The organism is Collimonas sp., from assembly GCF_035566375.1.
GTDB lineage: Bacteria > Pseudomonadota > Gammaproteobacteria > Burkholderiales > Burkholderiaceae_D > Collimonas.
The window spans coordinates 44170-62451 of the sequence record NZ_DATMRK010000020.1; the positions used below are offsets into that span (position 1 = coordinate 44170).

Below are 18282 nucleotides of genomic sequence, written 5' to 3' on the forward strand. Positions count from 1 at the left end.
GCAACAAGGATCATTATGCACACCATTTCGTTCGACACCGACGGCGCCATCTGCACCATCACCATGATGCGGCCGGAGAAACGTAACGCCGTCGATCGTCCTATGGCCGAGCAATTGCGTCTGGCGTTTGAACGCTTCGAAGGCGATGCTGCGCTGAAGGTGGCGGTGCTGACCGGCGCCGGCGGTCATTTCTGCGCCGGCGCCGATATGAGCGCGATCGGCGATCCCGGCTTGCGCAACCAGCTGACCGCTGACGGCAGCGGCAGCGGTCCGATGGGGCCGAGCCGTATGCAACTGTCGAAACCGTTGATCGCCGCGATCAACGGCTGTGCGGTTGCCGGCGGACTGGAGCTAGCTTTGCTGGCCGATCTGCGGGTGGCCGACGAAGACGCGGTATTTGGCGTGTTTTGCCGGCGCTGGGGCGTGCCCTTGATAGACGGCGGTACGGTACGTTTGCCGCGTTTGATAGGTATGGGCCGCGCACTGGATCTGATCTTGACTGGACGGCCGGTAACGGCGGCCGAGGCCTTGAACATGGGCTTGATCAATCGCGTCACGCAGCCCGGCGGCGCACTAGCTTTGGCGCAGGACCTGGCGCGGGAGATTGCCGGATTCCCGCAGCAATGCATGCTGACCGATCGCCGTTCTGCTTACGAACAGTGGGATTTATCGCTAGCCGAAGCGCTGCGCCGTGAAGGTGCGCAAGGGGCGCCGATCGTGTTTGCCGAAGGCGAGGCTGGCGCCGCCAGGTTCACCCGCGGCGCCGGCCGCCACGGCCGCTTCCATGATTGATCCCGAGCTCAACACTTGCAGTATCATGCATGGCGTTTCGGTCGTAAAATTCGGATAAGTATTGAATGTCATGTTTTTTTATAAAGGAGATGGGCATGGGTCAGGAAAAATACACGGTTGAGCATGAGTGGTTGCGTATCGAGGACGACGGTCTAGTCACGGTCGGTATTACCGCTTACGCGCAAGATCATCTGGGCGACCTGGTTTTTGTGCAATTGCCTGAAGTCGGCGCCGCTATCGCCAAGGGTGAAGAAGCCGCGGTGATCGAATCGGTCAAGGCTGCAAGTGAAATCAATATGCCGGTTGCCGGCACAGTGGTCGAAATCAACGAGACGCTGGCGGATGAACCCGGCAAGGTGAACGAAGATCCGCTGGGCGCCGGCTGGTTCTTCAAGATGAAAATAGACGATACGGCCGAGTTGAACAGTCTGATGGACAAAGCAGCTTATGACGCCATGATCAAAGGCCTGGCTTAAGCGCAATTATGCACAAGCACAGTTTCACTGTTCATTAAATGAAGGATGCACCCATGACACAATCACGGCCTGCTCTTGAAGATCTGGTACAACATGCCGATTTCATTGAACGCCACATCGGTCCGGATCACACCCAACAAAAGGCCATGCTGACAATGCTCGGTTTCGATTCGATCGAGGCATTGATACAGAAAGTAGTGCCGGCCGCCATTTTGCAGCGGCAGCCGCTGCAACTCGGTTCGCCGCGCAGCGAAGCGGAAACGCTGGCGGCGCTGCGCCAGATCGCCGGCAAGAATCAGCTGTTCAAATCACATATAGGCATGGGTTATTACAACTGCCATACGCCGACCGTGATCCTGCGCAATCTGCTGGAAAACCCAGCCTGGTATACCGCCTATACGCCATATCAGCCGGAAATTTCGCAAGGACGGCTGGAAGCGCTGCTGAATTTCCAAACCATGGTGACCGATCTGACCGGCATGGAGATCGCCAACGCTTCCTTGCTGGATGAAGCCACCGCAGCAGCCGAAGCCATGACCTTTTGCCAGCGCCTGTCGAAAAGCAAGAGCAATATCTTCTTCGTTTCGCAAGACTGTTTCCCGCAAACCATCGACGTGCTGCGCACCCGCGCCGCGCCGATCGGGGTCGAGGTGGTGGTCGGCGATCACCGCAAGGATCTGGAGCGGCTGGACTGTTTCGGCGTGCTGCTGCAATACCCGACCGTCAACGGCGACATCAACCACTATGCCGACACCGCACAGCTGGCGCACAGCAAGCAAGCGCTGGTAGTGGTTGCCGCCGATCTGCTGGCATTGACGCTGCTGACGCCGCCAGGCGAATTCGGCGCCGATGTGGTGATCGGCAGCGCCCAGCGTTTCGGCGTGCCGCTCGGTTACGGCGGTCCGCACGCGGCGTATTTCGCTACCCTGGACGCAGACAAGCGCGTGATGCCGGGACGCCTGGTCGGAGTTTCCATCGATAGCCGCGGCGAACCCGCTTACCGGCTGGCGATGCAAACTCGCGAACAGCACATCCGCCGCGAGAAGGCCACCAGCAACGTCTGCACCGCGCAGGTATTGCTGGCCAATATCGCCAGCATGTATGCGGTCTATCACGGCCCAAGCGGGCTGAAAACAATCGCGCAACGGGTGCACCGTCTGACGGCGATCCTGGCCGAGGGCTTGCATCAGTTGCACCATGCGGTGCCGACTGCCAGCTTCTTCGACACCATCACCGTACATACCGGCGGCCACACCCAGGATATCCATGCGGCGGCGCGCAGCCAGTCGGTCAACTTGCGCTTGATCGACGATGGCAGCGTTGGCGTTGCGCTGGACGAAACCAGCACCCGTGCCGATGTGGAAGCACTGTGGCAGATTTTCTCCGTTGGCAAGCCGTTGCCTTCGTTCGCAGCGTTGGAAGACACTGTCGCCGAACGGATCCCGCCGACGCTGGCGCGCAGCAGCGCTTTCCTGACGCACCCGGTGTTCAACAGCCATCATTCGGAAACCCAGATGCTGCGTTATCTGCGCGCACTGGCGGACAAAGACCTGGCGCTGGACCGCAGCATGATACCGCTCGGTTCCTGCACCATGAAGCTCAACGCCACCACCGAAATGATCCCGGTGACCTGGCCGGAATTCGGCGCGCTGCATCCGTTTGCGCCGCTCAATCAGGCCCAGGGTTATCAGCAGCTGGTGGCCGATCTGGAGCAAATGCTGTGTGTCTGCACCGGTTACGATGCGGTTTCGCTGCAGCCTAACGCCGGCTCGCAAGGCGAATATGCCGGCTTGCTGGCGATCCGCGCCTATCACCAAAGCCGCGGCCAGGGCGAGCGCAACATCTGCCTGATCCCGAGCTCTGCCCACGGCACCAATCCAGCCACTGCGCACATGGCTGGCATGCAAGTGGTGGTGGTGCAATGCGACGAGCAAGGCAACGTCAATGTCGCCGATCTGCGCGCCAAGGCCGATCAGCACGCCAACGATCTGGCGGCCCTGATGATTACCTATCCTTCGACCCACGGCGTGTTTGAACAAGCCATCGGCGAGATCTGCGAAATCGTCCACGCGCATGGCGGCCAGGTGTATATCGACGGCGCCAACATGAACGCCATGGTCGGCTTGTGCGCGCCGGGTAAATTCGGCGGCGACGTCTCGCATCTGAACCTGCACAAAACCTTCTGCATTCCACACGGCGGCGGCGGACCCGGTGTCGGCCCGATCGGCGTCAAAGCCCATCTGGCGCCTTTCCTGCCCGGTCACCGGATGCTGGAAAACGGTATCGCACCGGTCTCGGCAGCACCTTGGGGCAGCGCCAGCATCCTGCCTATCACCTGGGCTTACATCACGCTGATGGGGGCGCAAGGCTTGCGCCAGGCCAGCGAGATGGCGATCCTCAACGCCAACTACATCATGCATCGGCTGGCGCCGCATTATCCGATCCTGTACAGCGGCAGCGACGGCCTGGTGGCGCATGAAGGCATCATCGATCTGCGGCCGCTCAAGGACAAGACTGGCATTACAGTGGAGGATGTCGCCAAGCGCCTGATCGATTATGGTTTCCACGCGCCGACCATGTCGTTCCCGGTGGCCGGCACCCTGATGATCGAACCGACCGAAAGCGAATCCAAGGAAGAACTGGATCGTTTCTGCGACGCCATGATTGCCATCCGGGCAGAGATCAGGGCGGTCGAGAATGGCGACATCAAGGCCGAGCAGACGGCCTTGCGGCATGCCCCGCATACTGCTCAGGATCTGACCGACGAATGGCAGCGCGTGTACTCGCGCGAGCAGGCGGTATTCCCCTTGAAATCGTTGCGCCAGAATAAATACTGGCCGCCGGTCGGGCGCGTCGATAACGTCTATGGCGACCGCAATCTGGTTTGCTCTTGTCCGCCGATGTCGGATTACGAGTAGAGCACAGGGAAGAGAGAGGCAGGACAGACGTTGCGCAAGGCGCGACGTCTGTCCCCTCAATCCGATCAAGCTATTGATGAAAAAGGACATTTCTCATGAGTGATACCACCAGCGGCGCCGCTGCAGCGCGCACGCCGCTCTACCAGTTGCACCTGGAGCTAGGCGCCAAGATGGTGCCGTTTGCAGGCTACGACATGCCCCTGCAATATCCCAGCGGCATTCTCAAAGAGCACAACCACACCCGCAGCCAGGCCGGCCTGTTCGACGTTTCGCACATGGGGCAATTGCGCCTGAGCGGCGCGGATGCAGCCGCCGCGCTGGAATCGCTGGTGCCGGTCGACATTGTCGACCTGCCGGTGAACCGGCAGCGTTACGCCATGTTTACCAATCCGCAAGGCGGCATCCTCGACGATTTGATGGTTGCCAATGCCGGCGATCACCTGTTCCTGGTGGTGAATGCGGCTTGCAAGCAGCAAGACACGGCGCATCTGCGGCAGCATCTGTCCAGCCGTTGCCAGATCGAGGAATTGAGCGATCGTTCCTTGCTCGCCTTGCAGGGGCCGGCGGCGGCGGCCGTCATGGCGCGTATTGCACCGAATAGCGCGCAGATGGTCTTTATGCAGACTGCCAGAATCACGCTAGCCGGCAGCGATTGTTTTGTCAGCCGCTCCGGCTATACCGGCGAAGACGGTTTTGAAATTTCAGTGCCGAATGCTGACGTCGAAGCGTTGGCGCGGCTGCTGCTGGCGCAACCCGAGGTGGCGCCCATCGGCCTCGGCGCGCGCGATTCCCTGCGGCTGGAAGCCGGCCTCTGCCTGTACGGTCACGACATGGATAGCAGCACCACGCCGGTCGAAGCCAGCCTGGGCTGGGCCTTGTCCAAGGCGCGCCGCAGCGGCGGCGCCCGCGCCGGCGGTTATCCCGGCGCCGAGCTGATCCAGCGTCAGCTTGAGCAAGGCGTCGGCCGCAAGCGGGTCGGCTTGCTGCTCAAGGATCGCATGCCGGCGCGTGAAGGCGCCGAGCTGGTCGACGCCGATGGCAAAACGGTCGGCAAGATCACCAGCGGCGGTTTCGGACCGACGCTAGGCAGTCCGGTGGCGTTGGGTTATGTCGATAGCGCACACGCGCAAATCGGCACATTGTTGGCGGCTATGGTGCGTGGCAAGGCGGTGCCGATTGAAGTGGTCAAGACGCCATTCACCCCGACCCGTTATTTCCGCGGCTGACAGCTGAATTAAGCGGTTTGCCAACGGTTTGCCAATAGAACGGCCCGACACTCTGCCGACTGCATGAGAACGCGCCCAATTGAGATTTGTATCTCAGTTGGGCGCGTTCTTTTTTTTTTGCGTTCCTCCGGCAACCGTTGTTCAGCGCTTCCAGAGCGTCCATGATTTCCTTGATATCTGAATTCCGACTATCCGGAGAAGAATTTATTCGTTCTTTTTATTTTGTCCTCTGATTAAGATCGGGCTAACTTAACCCGCTCCATCGAGAAGGCAATATGAGTGATAACAACAGATCCGGATTCAAAAATAATACGCAGGCGGGCCAACGCCGCCGCCTGTTACAAGCCGGTTTGGGCATCGTCGCAGTGGCGGCTTTATCACCACTGGCCGCCAACGCCGCGCAACGCGAATTCCGTATCGGCTATCAGAAAGGTTTGCTCAGCCTGCTAAAAAAACGCGGCACGCTGGAGCAACGCCTGGCGCCTTTGGGCGTGGCAGTCAAGTGGATAGAATTCAGCGCTGGGCCGGTACAGCTGGAGGCGCTCAATGTCGGCTCCATCGATTTCGGCGATGTCGGTGAAGCGCCGCCGATCTTCGCCCAGGCCAACGGCACGCCTATCGTGTATGTCGCGGCAACCGTGCCGCGGCCGGCGGTGGAGGCGGTGCTGATCCCGGCGGCTTCTGCGATTAAGACAGTGGCTGATCTGAAAGGTAAAAAGATTGCCCTGAACAAGGGCTCGAATGTGCACTATTTTTTAGTCAAGCTGTTGCAAAAGAATGGCTTGAACTATAGTGACGTCAACCTGGTCTGGCTGGCGCCGGCCGACGCCCGCGCTGCGTTCGAGAAGGGCGTGGTCGATGCCTGGGTGATCTGGGAACCGTTTCTTGCCGCGGCCGAGAAAACCTTGTCAGCCCGCATCCTGGCCGACGCCAGTGGCATCGTCAAGAATCGCGCCTATTATTTTTCTTCCAGGGAGTACTTGCAGAAGAACGGCGACGTACTCACTATCGCCATCGAAGAACTGAATCAGATCGATCTTTGGGGCAACGCGCATCGTAGCGACCTGGCGGCTGAGCTGTCGGCAATATGGGGTTTGCCCAAGCCGATTGTCGATGTACTGGTTGCGCGCTCATCCTTTGGCACGGGGCCGATCACCAAAGCAATAGTGGCCGAGCAGCAGGTGATTGCCGACACTTTCTTCGAGTTGAAATTGATTCCGAGGCAGATCGATGTGCGCGATGCCGCTCCTGCGGCTTTGGGGTGATCCTGTCGGTTGTGCGATACAGGGCGCCGCCGCAGATGCTGCGGCGCGCCACCGCCATGCACTGAAGCTGCGCTCAACGCCGCTGTGAAACCAAGGCGAACATGGCGCCTTGCGGATCGAAGCCCTGAACGATCCAGCTGCCGCCGGGAACCTGGTGCGGTCCCATGATGACCTTGCCGCCATTCTGGCCGATGCGCGCCACCGCGGCATCGATGCCGTCGACATTGACGTAATACAACCAGCATGGCGTCGGCATGTCGTCTGTTTTAGTCATCATGCCGCCGATTGCCGGGCCGCCGCTGGCGAAAGTCTGGTAGACACCCATTGGCCCCATGTCGATCGCCTCGTCCTTGGTCCAGCCGAACAGGTCGGCATAGAAAGTAAATGCGCTGGCGCCATTGCCGGCGTGTAATTCATGCCAGCCGATATGGCCTGGCGTGCCGGCGGCCACCGGCGCCGGCTCGGCGTCGCTATTGCCTTTGAATAAAATGAATGCCGCGCCGTGCGGATCGGCGGCCACCGCGAAGCGGCCGACGCCGGGAATATCTTCAGGCGGGCGCCGGATCGAGCCACCTGCTGCGGTGACGCGCGCTGCATAGGCATCGACGTCGCTGACGGCGATATAGCCGCTCCAGCAGGGCGGCGCGCCCATGGCGCGCGCTTCATCCGGGATCGGCATCAAACCGCCGACTGCGGTTGGCCCGGCTGACAATATGGTGTAGGAAGGATCGCCCATACCAGAGTCCTGCATATTCCAGCCGACTACGTTTTTATAGAAAGATTCAGCAGCCTTGAGATCGCTGGTCATGAGGTCGTACCACACAAATTTTGCTTGGTGTTTTGTTTGATTTGCAGACATTTTTCCTGACTCCTTTGTTTGAGTTTGATGGAAACGCCGTACAAGTTCTTGGCGGATTGCAAGCCGGCGAATGCTGGCATCGCAAGTGCTTGAATACTACATCATCCTTCCCTTATTCATAGGGTGAGAGGATGTACTCATTTTGATTGCTTTAGAGCTACAATCCATAGTTTTCATGGTCATCCCTCCTTCAACCGGACATGTTCCGACAAGCCTGTTTCTTTGATTAGCGAGAATTGAATTGCGGCACCTGATATTTGCGCTCTTGTTTATGGTGGGCTTGGTGGGCCCCGCTCAAAACTCGGCCTGGGCTTTCGATGCCTACAAGTGCCGTGTCAAATCTTGTGCGTCCGGAGACGGTCAATGCGCAGTCGAACAGATCATCGACCCAGGCACCGTCATCGAAGTAACTAATGATTCAGATGACAGCGCGCATATCACTTTATGCTCGCCTACCGAAGGAAAAATCGGCTTGGCCCGTGCTTGCGATGAACTCCAGGTTGACAAGATTGAAGTGCGAGCACTTTGTCATATGCGCGGACATAAGCCTTTCAAAAAGGGCGAGGAAGGCTACTGTGGAGAGCATCAAAAATTCTACAGCCATTACAAGCTGGAAGATCTCCAGATCAATACAGAGACAAACCGCTTTCTATATAACACCGGGAGTGGAGTGATACTTTTTGACAGCTGCGAAAACGTCAAGTGAAAATATTTCAAAAAGTACCTGAATTGCAGTTTCCAGCATCGCGCGTATTGGATATATTTCCTTAGTGCGCTAAAGTACCGAGCATGATACTGCCGCCTTCCGATCTGCAAAAAATCGCCGCTCTTACTCTTGAGCATTACAATCAGCGCGCCGACGATTTTCGCGAAGGCACCCGCGATCATGACGTCAGCCAAAATATTGCTGCGCTGCTGCGCCACATCAAGGGCGCGCCGCCGTTCTCGATTCTGGATGTCGGCTGCGGCCCGGGGCGCGATCTGCGCACATTCAGCAAGCTCGGGCACATCGCCGTTGGTGTCGAAGGCGCTGAGCGCTTCGTCGAGATGGCAAGAGCAGACAGCGGCTGCGAAGTCTGGCACCAGGATTTTCTCAAGCTGGATTTTCCAGATAATCGTTTCGACGGCATCTTTGCCAATGCGGCCCTGTTCCATATTCCCAGTCAGGAGCTGCCGCGCGTGCTACGCCAGTTTCACGCTACGTTGAAATCTGAGGGCGTGCTATTCAGCTCCAATCCACGCGGCAGCAACGAAGAAGGCTGGAATCGCGGACGCTACGGCGCCTACCATGATCTCGCCGCATGGCGGCATTTCATGGCCGACGCCGGTTTTATCGAACTTGAACATTACTACCGGCCGGACGGTTTGCCGCGCGAGCAGCAACCCTGGTTGGCCAGTGTCTGGCGCAAGCAGTAATGATGCAAGCGTCACAGAGCCGCCGCTACCACCACTAAGCGCCTCTAGTTTTTCGGCCCGAGGAACTGTGTCACCGTTGCTATCACACTCGGATCCTTCAACAAGCGGCCATGTCCCAGGTTGCGGGTTCTATACAGCTGCGCATCGGGTAGTTTCTCCATCAGTATCTGTGCTGCAGCGAACGGCACTATGCTGTCGTCGCTATCGTGTACTACCAATGCGGGCACAGCTATTCGCGGCGCCACATGGTTGGCGCCCATGCGTTCGAAAATCATGCCTTCGCGCGCCTCCAGATAGGACACCATAGCGTTGCGGATGCTGTCGCGCAGGCCGAAGGCGAGGGCATAGTCACGGGTCGCCTGCAACATGGAAACCGGTGCGGAAATCAATACCAGCCGGTCTAGCGCGAGTCCGTTTGCCGCTGCGATATATGCGGCAGCGCCGCCCATGGAGTGTCCAATCATCGCCTGCACCCGGCCCAGGCGCGCAGCCGCATAAGCCAACGCGCGCACAAACTGCGGCAGCGTGCTGCTCCAGGCGGCGCTGCGTCCATGCGCCGGCTGATCGATCAGCACCACAGCCCAGCCGGCGCTACTCAAGGCGTCGGCCAAGGCCGTCATTTGCAAACCCCAGCCAGCCCAGCCGTGGCTGATTAACACCTGCGGCGCATTTTCCGGCGCCGGCCAATGATAAAGAGTGATCGAAGCGCGTTCAAAAGAGAGATTCTCAATCCGCACATTGGCCGGCGCTGTCAATCGGCGCGAGGCCAGCTTGCTGGGCAGCGGCGTGCAGAACACGCCGGCAGCGATTCTGGCGCTCCAGCCTGGGGCGACGCTTTGCGACAGGCGCAAGCAGGCTCGCAGCAACTTGAACACGGGCTTGGCTGAAGCCTTTTTGCTGGCAGAGGTATTGGCGCTGAGCTGTTTGCTTGAACCGGGGTAACTATCCATGAAAAAAAATCCTTTGGCAGGGGGGGGCGTTCGATCAAAAGAAAATGAAGTCGTCGTTGCAAGCGGGGACAGTCTGCCCCGTCAGCCAGATCAAGCGCCATACCGCCAGGCCGGCGGCGACCGCGAAAATGATGAGTCCGAGAATGATTGGCATGGAAACCTCCAAAATCGCACTATCGTGCGAAATGTGCGCGTTAAAAATCGAATATGTCGTACGGCAGAGCTTTATTGCAGGGTTTTATCCGTGGTAGTTGAAGCTGCGATAGGTCGAGGTCAGGCGCTCATAGGCGTTGCGCACTCTATCTTGCGCCTTGGGATCGCGCAAAAAACGCGCATCGTGCATCAGCCCGACCATCAGGCTGTAGATTTCGAATACCAATTGCTCGGGATCGGTGTCGGGCCGTAAATGACCGGCCTCCAACGCCTGGACGATGGCGCGACGCAGCACCGCGCGCCAGCGCAACACATTCTGTTGCAGCCGCTCACGCATGGGGCTGTCGACATCGTCGTATTCGAAAGCACCGGCTACATAAATGCAGCCGGTGACATTGCAGGCGCGATATATCCAGTTCATCACCAGCGCGTTGAGGCGCGGCAGGCCACGCGCTTGCGCCATTGCAGGGGTAAATACGTCGGCGGTAAAGCGGCGGTCGAACTCATTCATCACCGCCTCATGCAAGGCTTCACGCGAACCGACACGCGAGAATACGCCACTCTTGCTGATCCCCAGCCGTTTTGCGACTTCACCCAGAGACAAACTCTCCAGGCCTTGGGCAGCGACCATATCCAAGGCCGTATCGACAATGGCCGCCAGGGTGAGCTCGCTTTTTTCGGTGTGGGTATCCATGTGGAGCAGTTTAGCACTGCCGTGCGAAATGTGTTAGGTGTTTTTTTCGAAGTTTCATATGCAAGGTATGCGCCATTGTCAAAAAAACAGGCCTGAGGCTCAGGCCCGGCGTCGCTCTAGTCAACCAGATAAGAGTCTTGCTGCGTCGGCGCCTGCGCCAGCAGCAACTGGCGCAAAGTGGCGACGGTATAGTCGATTTCCTCGACGGTGGTGTAGCGTCCCAGCGAAAAACGGATCGCGCTGCGCGCCAACGCATCGGAACGCCCCAGACTAGCCAACACATAGGACGGTGCGGCATTGGCCGAATTGCAGGCGGAACCGGCCGATACCGCTATATCCGTCAATCCGGCTGCGATCGGCAACTTACTATCGAGATCGAAGCTGAGATTCAGATTATGCGGAACCCGCTGTTGCTCATCGCCATTGAGAACCACGCCGGGACAGTCGCTCAATCCCTGCCACAAGCGGTCGCGCAAGCCGCGTATGCGCTCGCCTTCACTCTCCAGCGATTGCGCCGCCAGGCTGAAGGCTGCGCCCATGCCAACGATCTGATGCGTCGCCAGGGTGCCGGAGCGCATGCCATTTTCATGGCCGCCGCCGTCGATCTGCGCCTCCAGCTTGAGTTTGGGGTCGTGCCGGACGAACAGCGCGCCTATCCCCTTGGGGCCGTAAATCTTATGCGCGCTGAATGACATCAGATTAACTTTCAGCGTGCCCAGATCGATCGCAATCTTGCCTGCCGCTTGCGCTGCATCGACATGAAACACAATATCCCGCTCGGCGCAAATTTCCCCCAATTGCGCGATCGGCTGGATCACACCGATTTCATTGTTCACCATCATCACCGAGGCCATGATGGTATCCGGGCGCAGCGCAGCCTTGAAGCCATCCAGGTCGATCAAGCCGTTCGGCAGCGGTTGCAGATAAGTCACTTCGAAGCCTTCGCGCTGCAGCGTGCGCATGGTATCGAGCACTGCCTTGTGTTCCGTGCTCAGCGTGACCAGGTGACGCCCGCGACCACTCTCCCGCAGGACATGGGCGGCGCCCTTCAACGCCAGGTTGTTGGATTCGGTGGCGCCGGAGGTCCAGACGATTTCAGCGGTTTTCGCACCGACCAGCGTGGCTACCTGTTTGCGCGCCTTTTCCACCGCCGCCCGAGCGTCCCAGCCAAACGCGTGCGAGCTGCTGGCCGGATTGCCGAATTTCTCCGTCAGGTATTCGCACATCTTGGCGGCTACCGCAGGATCGACCGGTGTGGTGGCTGCGTAGTCGAGATAGATGGGGAGTGATGGGGGGAGTTGCGCGGGAAGCCGAGGTGCTTGTGCGGCGGCGCCGGTCTGGCTGGTCGCGTGATGGTTAGGGACTTCGGTCGTACAGGGACTGATGGCGGTCATGATGGTTGATTTAAAAATAGGATTGACGCCAGTTTACGGTGAAATTGTTATTTGGAAAACGAATGTTATTAAATTTCAATATACGTTTTTAGATGGCAGCCATTTTAGCCTGGGCCAATCGGCTGATGCTGAGCCTGGGGAGATTTTCTGTAGCTGCTGCAATCCTGCATAAGTGCTGTTTTGGTTCGGCGCGCAAACGAGCAACGCGAGGCAAAGGCGACAGGCCTAGCCCGATATTTCGTCCCGTTTGGCAACAGGATTTCAGACATGGTGAAGGCACTGGACTGTCTGGCTGCGCATGGTGCAAAACAAGTTCAATTGCAGCACGGCGGTTCAAACGGTTCGAAGACTAACTTGTGTTGTTCCACAAGCACTCGAACGTTTCGAAAAGACTTTTTAGAGTGAGTGATGATCTGGCGGTTAACACAAAAAATCGAGGGTGGGTACTGTAAAGATTACTCGTTGTCTATTTATTTTCGCTTGACTATGATCTGGGAAAATCAGCCTAGGGTACTCAAGAAAGCGATTTTCGAGCGCGCTAAGCAGCGAAGCGACGCACCCTGGTGAATCAGTTTAGGCATGGAGATACCGCACTTGGCCGGCAATTCATAGTTCAGTCTGAAGACATCGCGCCGCAAACGCAAATCACCCGCCGGTCGAGTGAGGCGCAATGCCTTCAGGTTTATGCTGCATAAATCTAAAGGACCTTAGAAATGAACTTATCCCTTCAAGATATAAAGCCCGAGCTGGTCAATGAGCTCAATAAGCAATCGCGGGCGGCTTATGATGATGCAATAAAGAACCGGCAAACGCTGATCAGTAAGAAGCCGTCCCTGAAAGCGGCCTTCGATCAGAGCGTGCAGAAGCAATCCTTGTGTGGTTGCGGATGCCAGCAGAACATCTGCGGTTACTTCTCCTTCGAAGGCTGTGGTTGCGGCTGCGGGCCTAGTACCGAAACCGTATATATCTCCGCCACACCAGCCGACATCGGACCGAATGCGCCCGCGCAAGGTACGCCGGTACGGTTCGTCGGCCAGGCCACGGGTACGGGGACCAATGTGGACATTTCCAATGTCTACTTGCAGGGAATGGTCCCTGATGCGGAGAACCTGATCGGCGTTCAGCTGTTGCTGGAATTGTCGATTAGCCCCGGCTCGATCACTCTGACCCTCCTAGAGGGGACCCGCGTACTGGCCGTTTTGGTCCACCCATCGCAATACGCCGCGAACATCAACGGGCAATTCTACGGCGGCGGGTCCGGTATGTTCACGCTGAGCTGATGCAGCAAGCACGGGCGCTGAAGGGCATTATCGATTTGATGACGGGTACAGGTGATCGAGAATTTCGACTGCAACGCCATGCGCTGGAAAATCGAGATGTTCCATAAGATGCTCAAATCAGGATGCAGGGCCGAGGATTAATGATTGCGTACTGCCGGTCCGGCTTGCGAATCTGTTTTCGATATCCTGCATCCTGAGCAGGCAATATTTTGGCTCCGCCTTGATCGTATACGACCATCAAGAATGTCCTTAACGGCGGCTCAATTCACGAGGGTGAACGGCCCGGGGGTTCGAGGAGGCACCAACTCTTGAGGGGGGATTCATCGGACTTACCCGATCTCGAAGGATGAAGCGAACATTTAACGCCACCGCCTTAAGAGACGATGTCTATCATTTCAGTAGTGCTACTTACATCATTCAGGAGAATTTCATGACCACTGTTACGATCCAATATGCCGGAGTCCCCTCGTTGTATCTGTCGGTTGACACAACTGGCAAAGTATTGTTTAGCACAACCCCTTCAAAATGGGATACAAATAATCCCGTTACGAAGGACAATTTTCAGAATGTGACGTTGCAGCTGAATTCGCCGGGCAGCGTCGACAATAAAAAATATCTTTGCTGCCCTCCTAACCCTTCCCCAGGGGATATTTTTTTGATGGAGGCAAGTGTAAGTAACGCAGCTAGCTTTACTCAAGGTGGTCCGAATATTGGAGGCTTCCCGATCACTATTAACGGCTCTCCAAATGTATTCCTTAATAGGACCCTTCAAAATGCCGTGATAATTGGAGGTGACAGTTCTCAAGGTTTTGTTGTAACCCCAAAGTAATATGAAAGAGCATAAGTGGTTAGACTGATCAAAGGCCTTACCTTTGATCAGGACCGCCTAGGCAGTGCGCGCCAGTGCGCAACAGTCTGAATTTCGTTCCCTGGAAAGTACGGAAGGAAGTTGCCTCCGATCTGAAGCGCGTTTACGCCGCTGCAACTGTCGAAGAAGTCGAACTGATGCTTGCTGAATTCGAGGTCAAATGGGATCAGAACTACCCATCGATTTATGAAGAAAAATCTCCCATCAATATCACAGCTCATGCTCACTAGGGAAGCGCTGATCAATTGACGCTGTTCCCAGCTGCTCGCCGGCCTGAGACAATAGCGGCACATTCACGGCCAAACCCGAAGTGCGTCCTGATCGCCGAAAGGCTTGAAGCATTGCATCCAATCGGCTGAAAAGGCCATCGTTCGACTCCAAAAATCGACAATTCTTGCTGCGCTCCTTGTTCGTCCGCTCGGTGGCCGATCCCTGTTTAAAAAAGCGAATTGATCAGCGCTTCCCTAAAAGAACGTATACAAAATCGTTCAAAAATCAAACAGTTAATCAAAGCCTGATGATGCATGTTGCTGCCGAACGCGTATCTGGCGTCGAGTTGCGCTACCGTTCGGCGCCGTGAATTTGGATCACGCCGACGAAATCACACGATATCAAGGAGAGCCTGATACAGCCGCACCGGCTCTTCCGCGATTCGGTTGAGAACGTAAAGAAAATATTCCTCGCCATAGACAGCGTATTCCCGCGTCGGAAAACCGCGCTTCTGCAAGCCATCTATTTGCTCCGTGCCGAGGCCGATCAGCGATTCAAACTCGTAGTGCTGCTGTCCCAGCAAGCCTTGGCGGGTGATTAAATCTGTCAGCTCTTCCTGGATGGCGCGGTCATGCGTTGCAATCGAACATTTGTGGCCGCTGCCCAGCAATTGAGCAGCGTAGCGCCGATAGCTGGCCGCCAGTTCGGGGCTGTTGCGGCTGTAGGCAATCTGCTCAGGCTCAAGAAAAGCGCCTTTCACCAAACGGATCCGGCCTGGATACGCCATCAGTTTTGGCAAGTCATGCGCGCTGCGGTGCAGCCTGGCGGGAAGCGTGATACCGACATTCGCCAGCTCGGCATCGGCGTGCAGGCGGGCGTAGGTCGCATAGATATTATCGGCACGCTCTGAGCCCTCCATTGAAATCATGACTTCGCGGCCGATGGCGGCAGCAGCGCAGGCGATTTTCCTGGCGTTCAGAAACCCCAACTCAGGATCGATCACAGAACCGATGTGAGACAGATCGAGCGAGACTGAACATGTCAGCCCCTTGCCATCGATTGCCTTCAGCAGCGCCAGAAAGACTTCGGTTTCCGCATTGGCCCGGGCCTCATCGCGGCAGCTCTCGCCCATGTATTCCGCCGATGCAGCATGGCCACGCGCATTGATCTGGCTGATGCGTTCTAATACATCTTGCGTGGTCTGGCCCGCTACATAGCGCCGGGCGACGCGATGCATGAACGGCCGCAGCAGAGGATCGTTGCAGAAGCTGGCCTTGGCATCTTCGTTCAGCGCCAGCTCACGCAGCGCATTGGCGGCCTGGTCAACCAGTGCTTGCCATTCCGGTGGAAACGCGGGCGGTTTTTGATTGTGCATGGCTAATATCTCTTTATATGAAAATTTACAAAAGCAGGGTGGCGGTGGCAACGCGAGCTCATTTTAAACAAGCGATAAGCACTGGCAAAACCAGTAATTTTCTGTCCTACTGCTAATTTTTCTCACATAAAATGGCTAGCCGCAGGGATTGCCTGACACGCTAGCCGATCTGGAGGAATACAAATGAACTGGGTTTTCGAACAGCAAAACATCGACTGGGCCGCACTGTCCAATCTTTACAAGATAGCGCCGCTGGGCGACAAGCACCCGGACGATTTGAAAATCGCCTTTTCCAATAGCCTGTACAAATGCTTTGTATTTGATGACGGCGCCCTGGTCGGCGTCGGCCGGGCACTGGCGGACGGCATCGATTGTTCCTACATTTGCGATGTCGCGATACGTCCCGATTGGCAGGGGCAGGGCTTGGGCAAGGCCATCATCACCAAACTGAGAGACCTGTCGGCCGGCCACAAGAAAATCATTCTGTACGCGGTGCCGGGCAAGGAAGGTTTTTACAAAAAACTGGGATTCAAGCGCATGAGCACGGCGATGGCTATTTTCAAAGATCAGGAACTGGCGCTTAAGGCTGGTTTGGTCAACGAGACATAAGCCAGCGGCTAGCAGTTCCGATGTCGCCGCCATGCGGCGTCGGAGTATTTCGGACTGTGTCGAACACAATGCGCGTCCGACGGTAAGCGTGAAGACTCAGTGAGTGGTGGATAGGTCGCGAATCCCGCGAATTGCTGTACTTGTCGGCCGTGCGGCAGATTCGCAGGTTCATGGCGCTCAAGCAGGTTCTTTCGACTACTCAGTTGCCGATTTGGCAGAGGGCTGCGGCGGTAACTATTCCAGCCTGATCCGGTGCAAAGTGCTGGATCAGGCCGGCGCTGCTTTATCTTAGCAATTACCCTTTTTAGCCTGTCCCGGCGGGCAATGATAGCGGCCGCCGTCGTCGTCACGCCGGTCATTGTCATGCCGGTCGTCATAACGGCGCTCATCGCGCCTGTCATCGTCACGGTCGTGGCCACGATGCCAGCCGCCGCGATACAGTTCCCAGCCATTGCTTCCCTGGCGCCATTCCGGGCGATCGTATAGATAGCCGCTGCGTGCGGGCTCCCAATGACCGCCAGCCCATACATGGCGGCCGCCATCCCAGTTCCAGTAGCCCGGCGCCCAGACGTAGCCAACTCGCGGCGGCGGCACGACTTCATATCTTGGCGGTGGCGGCGGGGTGCCGATGGTGATGTTGACGCCGATTTGGGCCATGGCCTGGCCGGGCATAAAGGCAGCGGCACTGATTGCGATCAGGGCTGCCGCGCAGAGGATGCGTTTCATGTTTTCTCCCGCTTTGTTTGGTTACTGAACTATATCCAATATTGTTTCGAAACCAAACAATGATGCAATAAATTACACTTGAATCCGTGGTTTTACATGTGTTAAATATTGTTAGCTAAGGTGTCTGGAGAGTGTGTGCAGGGTGTCAAGAAGCAGTTGACGGCCAGCCTGCTTAGCTTGCGGCTGGCCGGCGTCATCAATGCGCTTTCTTTGCCGCTCTTTGGCGGAAAAACAATAGGCAAGTCAGGATGAAAGCAAACAGCGCTGCCGAGGCGGAATAGCGGCTCAGGGCCAGGCCGCCGGCCGTGAGCGGCTTGTCAAGAAAATCACCTACCACGGCGCCAAGCGGGCGGGTAAGAATGAAGGCTGCCCAAAACAGCAAGGTGCGGGAGATGTTGCTGCGGTAATAGGCCACAACCAATAGCGCCAGCATGGCGCCGAAAAGCAGCGCCGCGCCGGTATACCCAAGGCCGGCGGTGTCGGCAGTCCAATCGCCCAGCGCAGTGCCCAGGGTTTGGGAAAACATGATGGTCACCCAATAGAACATTTCAGCCTTGGGGGAGTTGACGCTATCGACCGCTATGGTGCCGAGCGAGCGGTACCAAACCGCTAACGAGCCCAGCAACAAGACCAGCAGCAGCGTACTGCCGCCGGCATAACCGATGCCCAGAGAGCGATCGGCAAAATCGGCCAGGGTGGTGCCGACGGTGGTGGTGGCTATGATGGTTGCCCAGTAGAGTGTCGGGTGAAAGTGCTTGGCTTTGATCTGGGCGCATACGGCAACCAGAAAGACGGCAGCGAAAATCGCCGTCGCCAGCAGATAACCCAGGTTCATCGACATGGAGACGGCGTCGCCGCCGGTTTCGCCCAATGTGGTGGCGGCTATTTTGATGATCCAGAAGATCAAAGTCACTTCTGGAACCTTGCTCAAGCGGTGTGCGGTAGTTGAATTCATGTAAGTTCCCTTTTTGCCAAGATTGGAATGAATCGCAACCGACAGTCTGGATGCCGAGACTTAGCTCAGCCATAGCTAGGGATTTGCCGTATCGTCCGTGGGGCGGGCGATACGGA

At 57.1% G+C, this 18282-nt stretch carries 17 protein-coding genes and 1 pseudogene; 11 read left to right on the forward strand and 7 right to left on the reverse strand.

All coding sequences use genetic code 11. The features are described from left to right. The first annotated feature begins 15 nt into the window (after positions 1 to 15). The 5 genes from VNZ60_RS05680 (at position 16) to VNZ60_RS05700 (ending at position 6677) form a co-directional block, all read left to right on the forward strand. Entirely contained in the window at positions 16 to 792 is a 777-nt protein-coding gene (locus tag VNZ60_RS05680; protein ID WP_325657455.1) for a crotonase/enoyl-CoA hydratase family protein, read from the forward strand. Between the two features lie 95 nt (positions 793 to 887). Then, the gene (gene gcvH, locus VNZ60_RS05685; RefSeq protein ID WP_349255796.1) at positions 888 to 1268 is read left to right on the forward strand and encodes a glycine cleavage system protein GcvH; all 381 of its coding nucleotides are present in this window, start codon (positions 888 to 890) and stop codon (positions 1266 to 1268) included. Between the two features lie 38 nt (positions 1269 to 1306). Further along, positions 1307 to 4186, forward strand: coding sequence for an aminomethyl-transferring glycine dehydrogenase (gene gcvP, locus VNZ60_RS05690; protein WP_414648781.1), 2880 nt, complete (start codon positions 1307 to 1309; stop codon positions 4184 to 4186). Between the two features lie 95 nt (positions 4187 to 4281). Continuing rightward, positions 4282 to 5412, forward strand: a complete 1131-nt coding sequence (gcvT, locus tag VNZ60_RS05695) for a glycine cleavage system aminomethyltransferase GcvT (protein ID WP_325657457.1) — start codon at positions 4282 to 4284, stop codon at positions 5410 to 5412. A 275-nt stretch (positions 5413 to 5687) separates the two neighbouring features. Beyond that, positions 5688 to 6677 carry a sulfonate ABC transporter substrate-binding protein gene (locus tag VNZ60_RS05700; protein WP_325657458.1) on the forward strand — a complete coding sequence of 330 codons (990 nt, stop codon included), beginning with the start codon at positions 5688 to 5690 and terminating at the stop codon, positions 6675 to 6677. Between the two features lie 73 nt (positions 6678 to 6750). Here the strand turns inward: VNZ60_RS05700 and VNZ60_RS05705 are convergent, their stop codons facing one another. Continuing rightward, a complete protein-coding gene (locus tag VNZ60_RS05705; protein WP_325657459.1) occupies positions 6751 to 7536 on the reverse strand; it encodes a VOC family protein in 786 nt (261 codons plus the stop codon). Positions 7537 to 7777: 241 nt separating this feature from the next. On the opposite strand from VNZ60_RS05705, the gene VNZ60_RS05710 reads away from it, so the two are divergent. Both VNZ60_RS05710 and VNZ60_RS05715 read left to right on the forward strand, forming a co-directional pair. Continuing rightward, positions 7778 to 8242 carry a hypothetical protein gene (locus tag VNZ60_RS05710; protein ID WP_325657460.1) on the forward strand — a complete coding sequence of 155 codons (465 nt, stop codon included), beginning with the start codon at positions 7778 to 7780 and terminating at the stop codon, positions 8240 to 8242. 83 nt (positions 8243 to 8325) lie between these two features. After that, on the forward strand, positions 8326 to 8952 hold the full coding sequence (locus VNZ60_RS05715; RefSeq protein WP_325657461.1) for a class I SAM-dependent methyltransferase: 627 nt from the start codon (positions 8326 to 8328) through the stop codon (positions 8950 to 8952). Between the two features lie 44 nt (positions 8953 to 8996). Here VNZ60_RS05715 and VNZ60_RS05720 read toward each other — a convergent pair whose 3' ends face one another. The 3 genes from VNZ60_RS05720 to VNZ60_RS05730 form a co-directional block, all read right to left on the reverse strand. Then, positions 8997 to 9902 (reverse strand): alpha/beta hydrolase, encoded by a 906-nt coding sequence (locus VNZ60_RS05720; RefSeq protein ID WP_325657462.1) that lies wholly within the window; start codon positions 9900 to 9902, stop codon positions 8997 to 8999. A gap of 238 nt (positions 9903 to 10140) precedes the next feature. Then, positions 10141 to 10749: a TetR/AcrR family transcriptional regulator gene (locus tag VNZ60_RS05725; RefSeq protein ID WP_325657463.1), complete on the reverse strand. Its 609-nt coding sequence runs from the start codon at positions 10747 to 10749 to the stop codon at positions 10141 to 10143. A 116-nt stretch (positions 10750 to 10865) separates the two neighbouring features. Next, a complete protein-coding gene (locus VNZ60_RS05730; RefSeq protein WP_325657464.1) occupies positions 10866 to 12143 on the reverse strand; it encodes an IscS subfamily cysteine desulfurase in 1278 nt (425 codons plus the stop codon). Between the two features lie 713 nt (positions 12144 to 12856). Between VNZ60_RS05730 and VNZ60_RS05735 the strand changes: the two genes are divergently transcribed. From VNZ60_RS05735 to VNZ60_RS05745, 3 genes and pseudogenes are all read left to right on the forward strand, one after another. Further along, a complete protein-coding gene (locus tag VNZ60_RS05735) occupies positions 12857 to 13423 on the forward strand; it encodes a hypothetical protein (protein ID WP_325657465.1) in 567 nt (188 codons plus the stop codon). Between the two features lie 430 nt (positions 13424 to 13853). After that, the gene (locus tag VNZ60_RS05740; RefSeq protein WP_325657466.1) at positions 13854 to 14252 is read left to right on the forward strand and encodes a hypothetical protein; all 399 of its coding nucleotides are present in this window, start codon (positions 13854 to 13856) and stop codon (positions 14250 to 14252) included. A gap of 74 nt (positions 14253 to 14326) precedes the next feature. Next, positions 14327 to 14476 (forward strand): annotated as a pseudogene (locus tag VNZ60_RS05745) (transposase); the annotation flags it as partial. Positions 14477 to 14892: 416 nt separating this feature from the next. Here VNZ60_RS05745 and VNZ60_RS05750 read toward each other — a convergent pair. Continuing rightward, the gene (locus VNZ60_RS05750; protein WP_325657467.1) at positions 14893 to 15876 is read right to left on the reverse strand and encodes a proline dehydrogenase family protein; all 984 of its coding nucleotides are present in this window, start codon (positions 15874 to 15876) and stop codon (positions 14893 to 14895) included. Positions 15877 to 16059: 183 nt separating this feature from the next. Between VNZ60_RS05750 and VNZ60_RS05755 the strand changes: the two genes are divergently transcribed. After that, positions 16060 to 16485, forward strand: a complete 426-nt coding sequence (locus tag VNZ60_RS05755) for a GNAT family N-acetyltransferase (protein ID WP_325657468.1) — start codon at positions 16060 to 16062, stop codon at positions 16483 to 16485. A 288-nt stretch (positions 16486 to 16773) separates the two neighbouring features. On the opposite strand, the gene VNZ60_RS05760 is transcribed toward VNZ60_RS05755, so the two are convergent. Together VNZ60_RS05760 and VNZ60_RS05765 are read right to left on the reverse strand one after the other, a co-directional pair. After that, positions 16774 to 17211 carry a YXWGXW repeat-containing protein gene (locus VNZ60_RS05760; protein WP_325657469.1) on the reverse strand — a complete coding sequence of 146 codons (438 nt, stop codon included), beginning with the start codon at positions 17209 to 17211 and terminating at the stop codon, positions 16774 to 16776. 196 nt (positions 17212 to 17407) lie between these two features. After that, the gene (locus tag VNZ60_RS05765) at positions 17408 to 18166 is read right to left on the reverse strand and encodes a COG4705 family protein (protein WP_325657470.1); all 759 of its coding nucleotides are present in this window, start codon (positions 18164 to 18166) and stop codon (positions 17408 to 17410) included. Positions 18167 to 18282 lie beyond the last annotated feature (116 nt).

Coding starts and splice junctions, on each gene's coding strand:
- VNZ60_RS05715 (WP_325657461.1), top strand. CDS start 8,326: ATGATACTGCCGCCTTCCGATCTGCAAAAAATCGCCGCTCTTACTCTT.
- VNZ60_RS05760 (WP_325657469.1), bottom strand. CDS start 17,211: ATGAAACGCATCCTCTGCGCGGCAGCCCTGATCGCAATCAGTGCCGCT.
- VNZ60_RS05755 (WP_325657468.1), top strand. CDS start 16,060: ATGAACTGGGTTTTCGAACAGCAAAACATCGACTGGGCCGCACTGTCC.
- VNZ60_RS05725 (WP_325657463.1), bottom strand. CDS start 10,749: ATGGATACCCACACCGAAAAAAGCGAGCTCACCCTGGCGGCCATTGTC.
- VNZ60_RS05735 (WP_325657465.1), top strand. CDS start 12,857: ATGAACTTATCCCTTCAAGATATAAAGCCCGAGCTGGTCAATGAGCTC.
- VNZ60_RS05680 (WP_325657455.1), top strand. CDS start 16: ATGCACACCATTTCGTTCGACACCGACGGCGCCATCTGCACCATCACC.
- gcvT (WP_325657457.1), top strand. CDS start 4,282: ATGAGTGATACCACCAGCGGCGCCGCTGCAGCGCGCACGCCGCTCTAC.
- VNZ60_RS05700 (WP_325657458.1), top strand. CDS start 5,688: ATGAGTGATAACAACAGATCCGGATTCAAAAATAATACGCAGGCGGGC.
- gcvH (WP_349255796.1), top strand. CDS start 888: ATGGGTCAGGAAAAATACACGGTTGAGCATGAGTGGTTGCGTATCGAG.
- VNZ60_RS05740 (WP_325657466.1), top strand. CDS start 13,854: ATGACCACTGTTACGATCCAATATGCCGGAGTCCCCTCGTTGTATCTG.
- VNZ60_RS05765 (WP_325657470.1), bottom strand. CDS start 18,166: ATGAATTCAACTACCGCACACCGCTTGAGCAAGGTTCCAGAAGTGACT.
- VNZ60_RS05730 (WP_325657464.1), bottom strand. CDS start 12,143: ATGACCGCCATCAGTCCCTGTACGACCGAAGTCCCTAACCATCACGCG.
- gcvP (WP_414648781.1), top strand. CDS start 1,307: ATGAAGGATGCACCCATGACACAATCACGGCCTGCTCTTGAAGATCTG.
- VNZ60_RS05750 (WP_325657467.1), bottom strand. CDS start 15,876: ATGCACAATCAAAAACCGCCCGCGTTTCCACCGGAATGGCAAGCACTG.
- VNZ60_RS05720 (WP_325657462.1), bottom strand. CDS start 9,902: ATGGATAGTTACCCCGGTTCAAGCAAACAGCTCAGCGCCAATACCTCT.
- VNZ60_RS05705 (WP_325657459.1), bottom strand. CDS start 7,536: ATGTCTGCAAATCAAACAAAACACCAAGCAAAATTTGTGTGGTACGAC.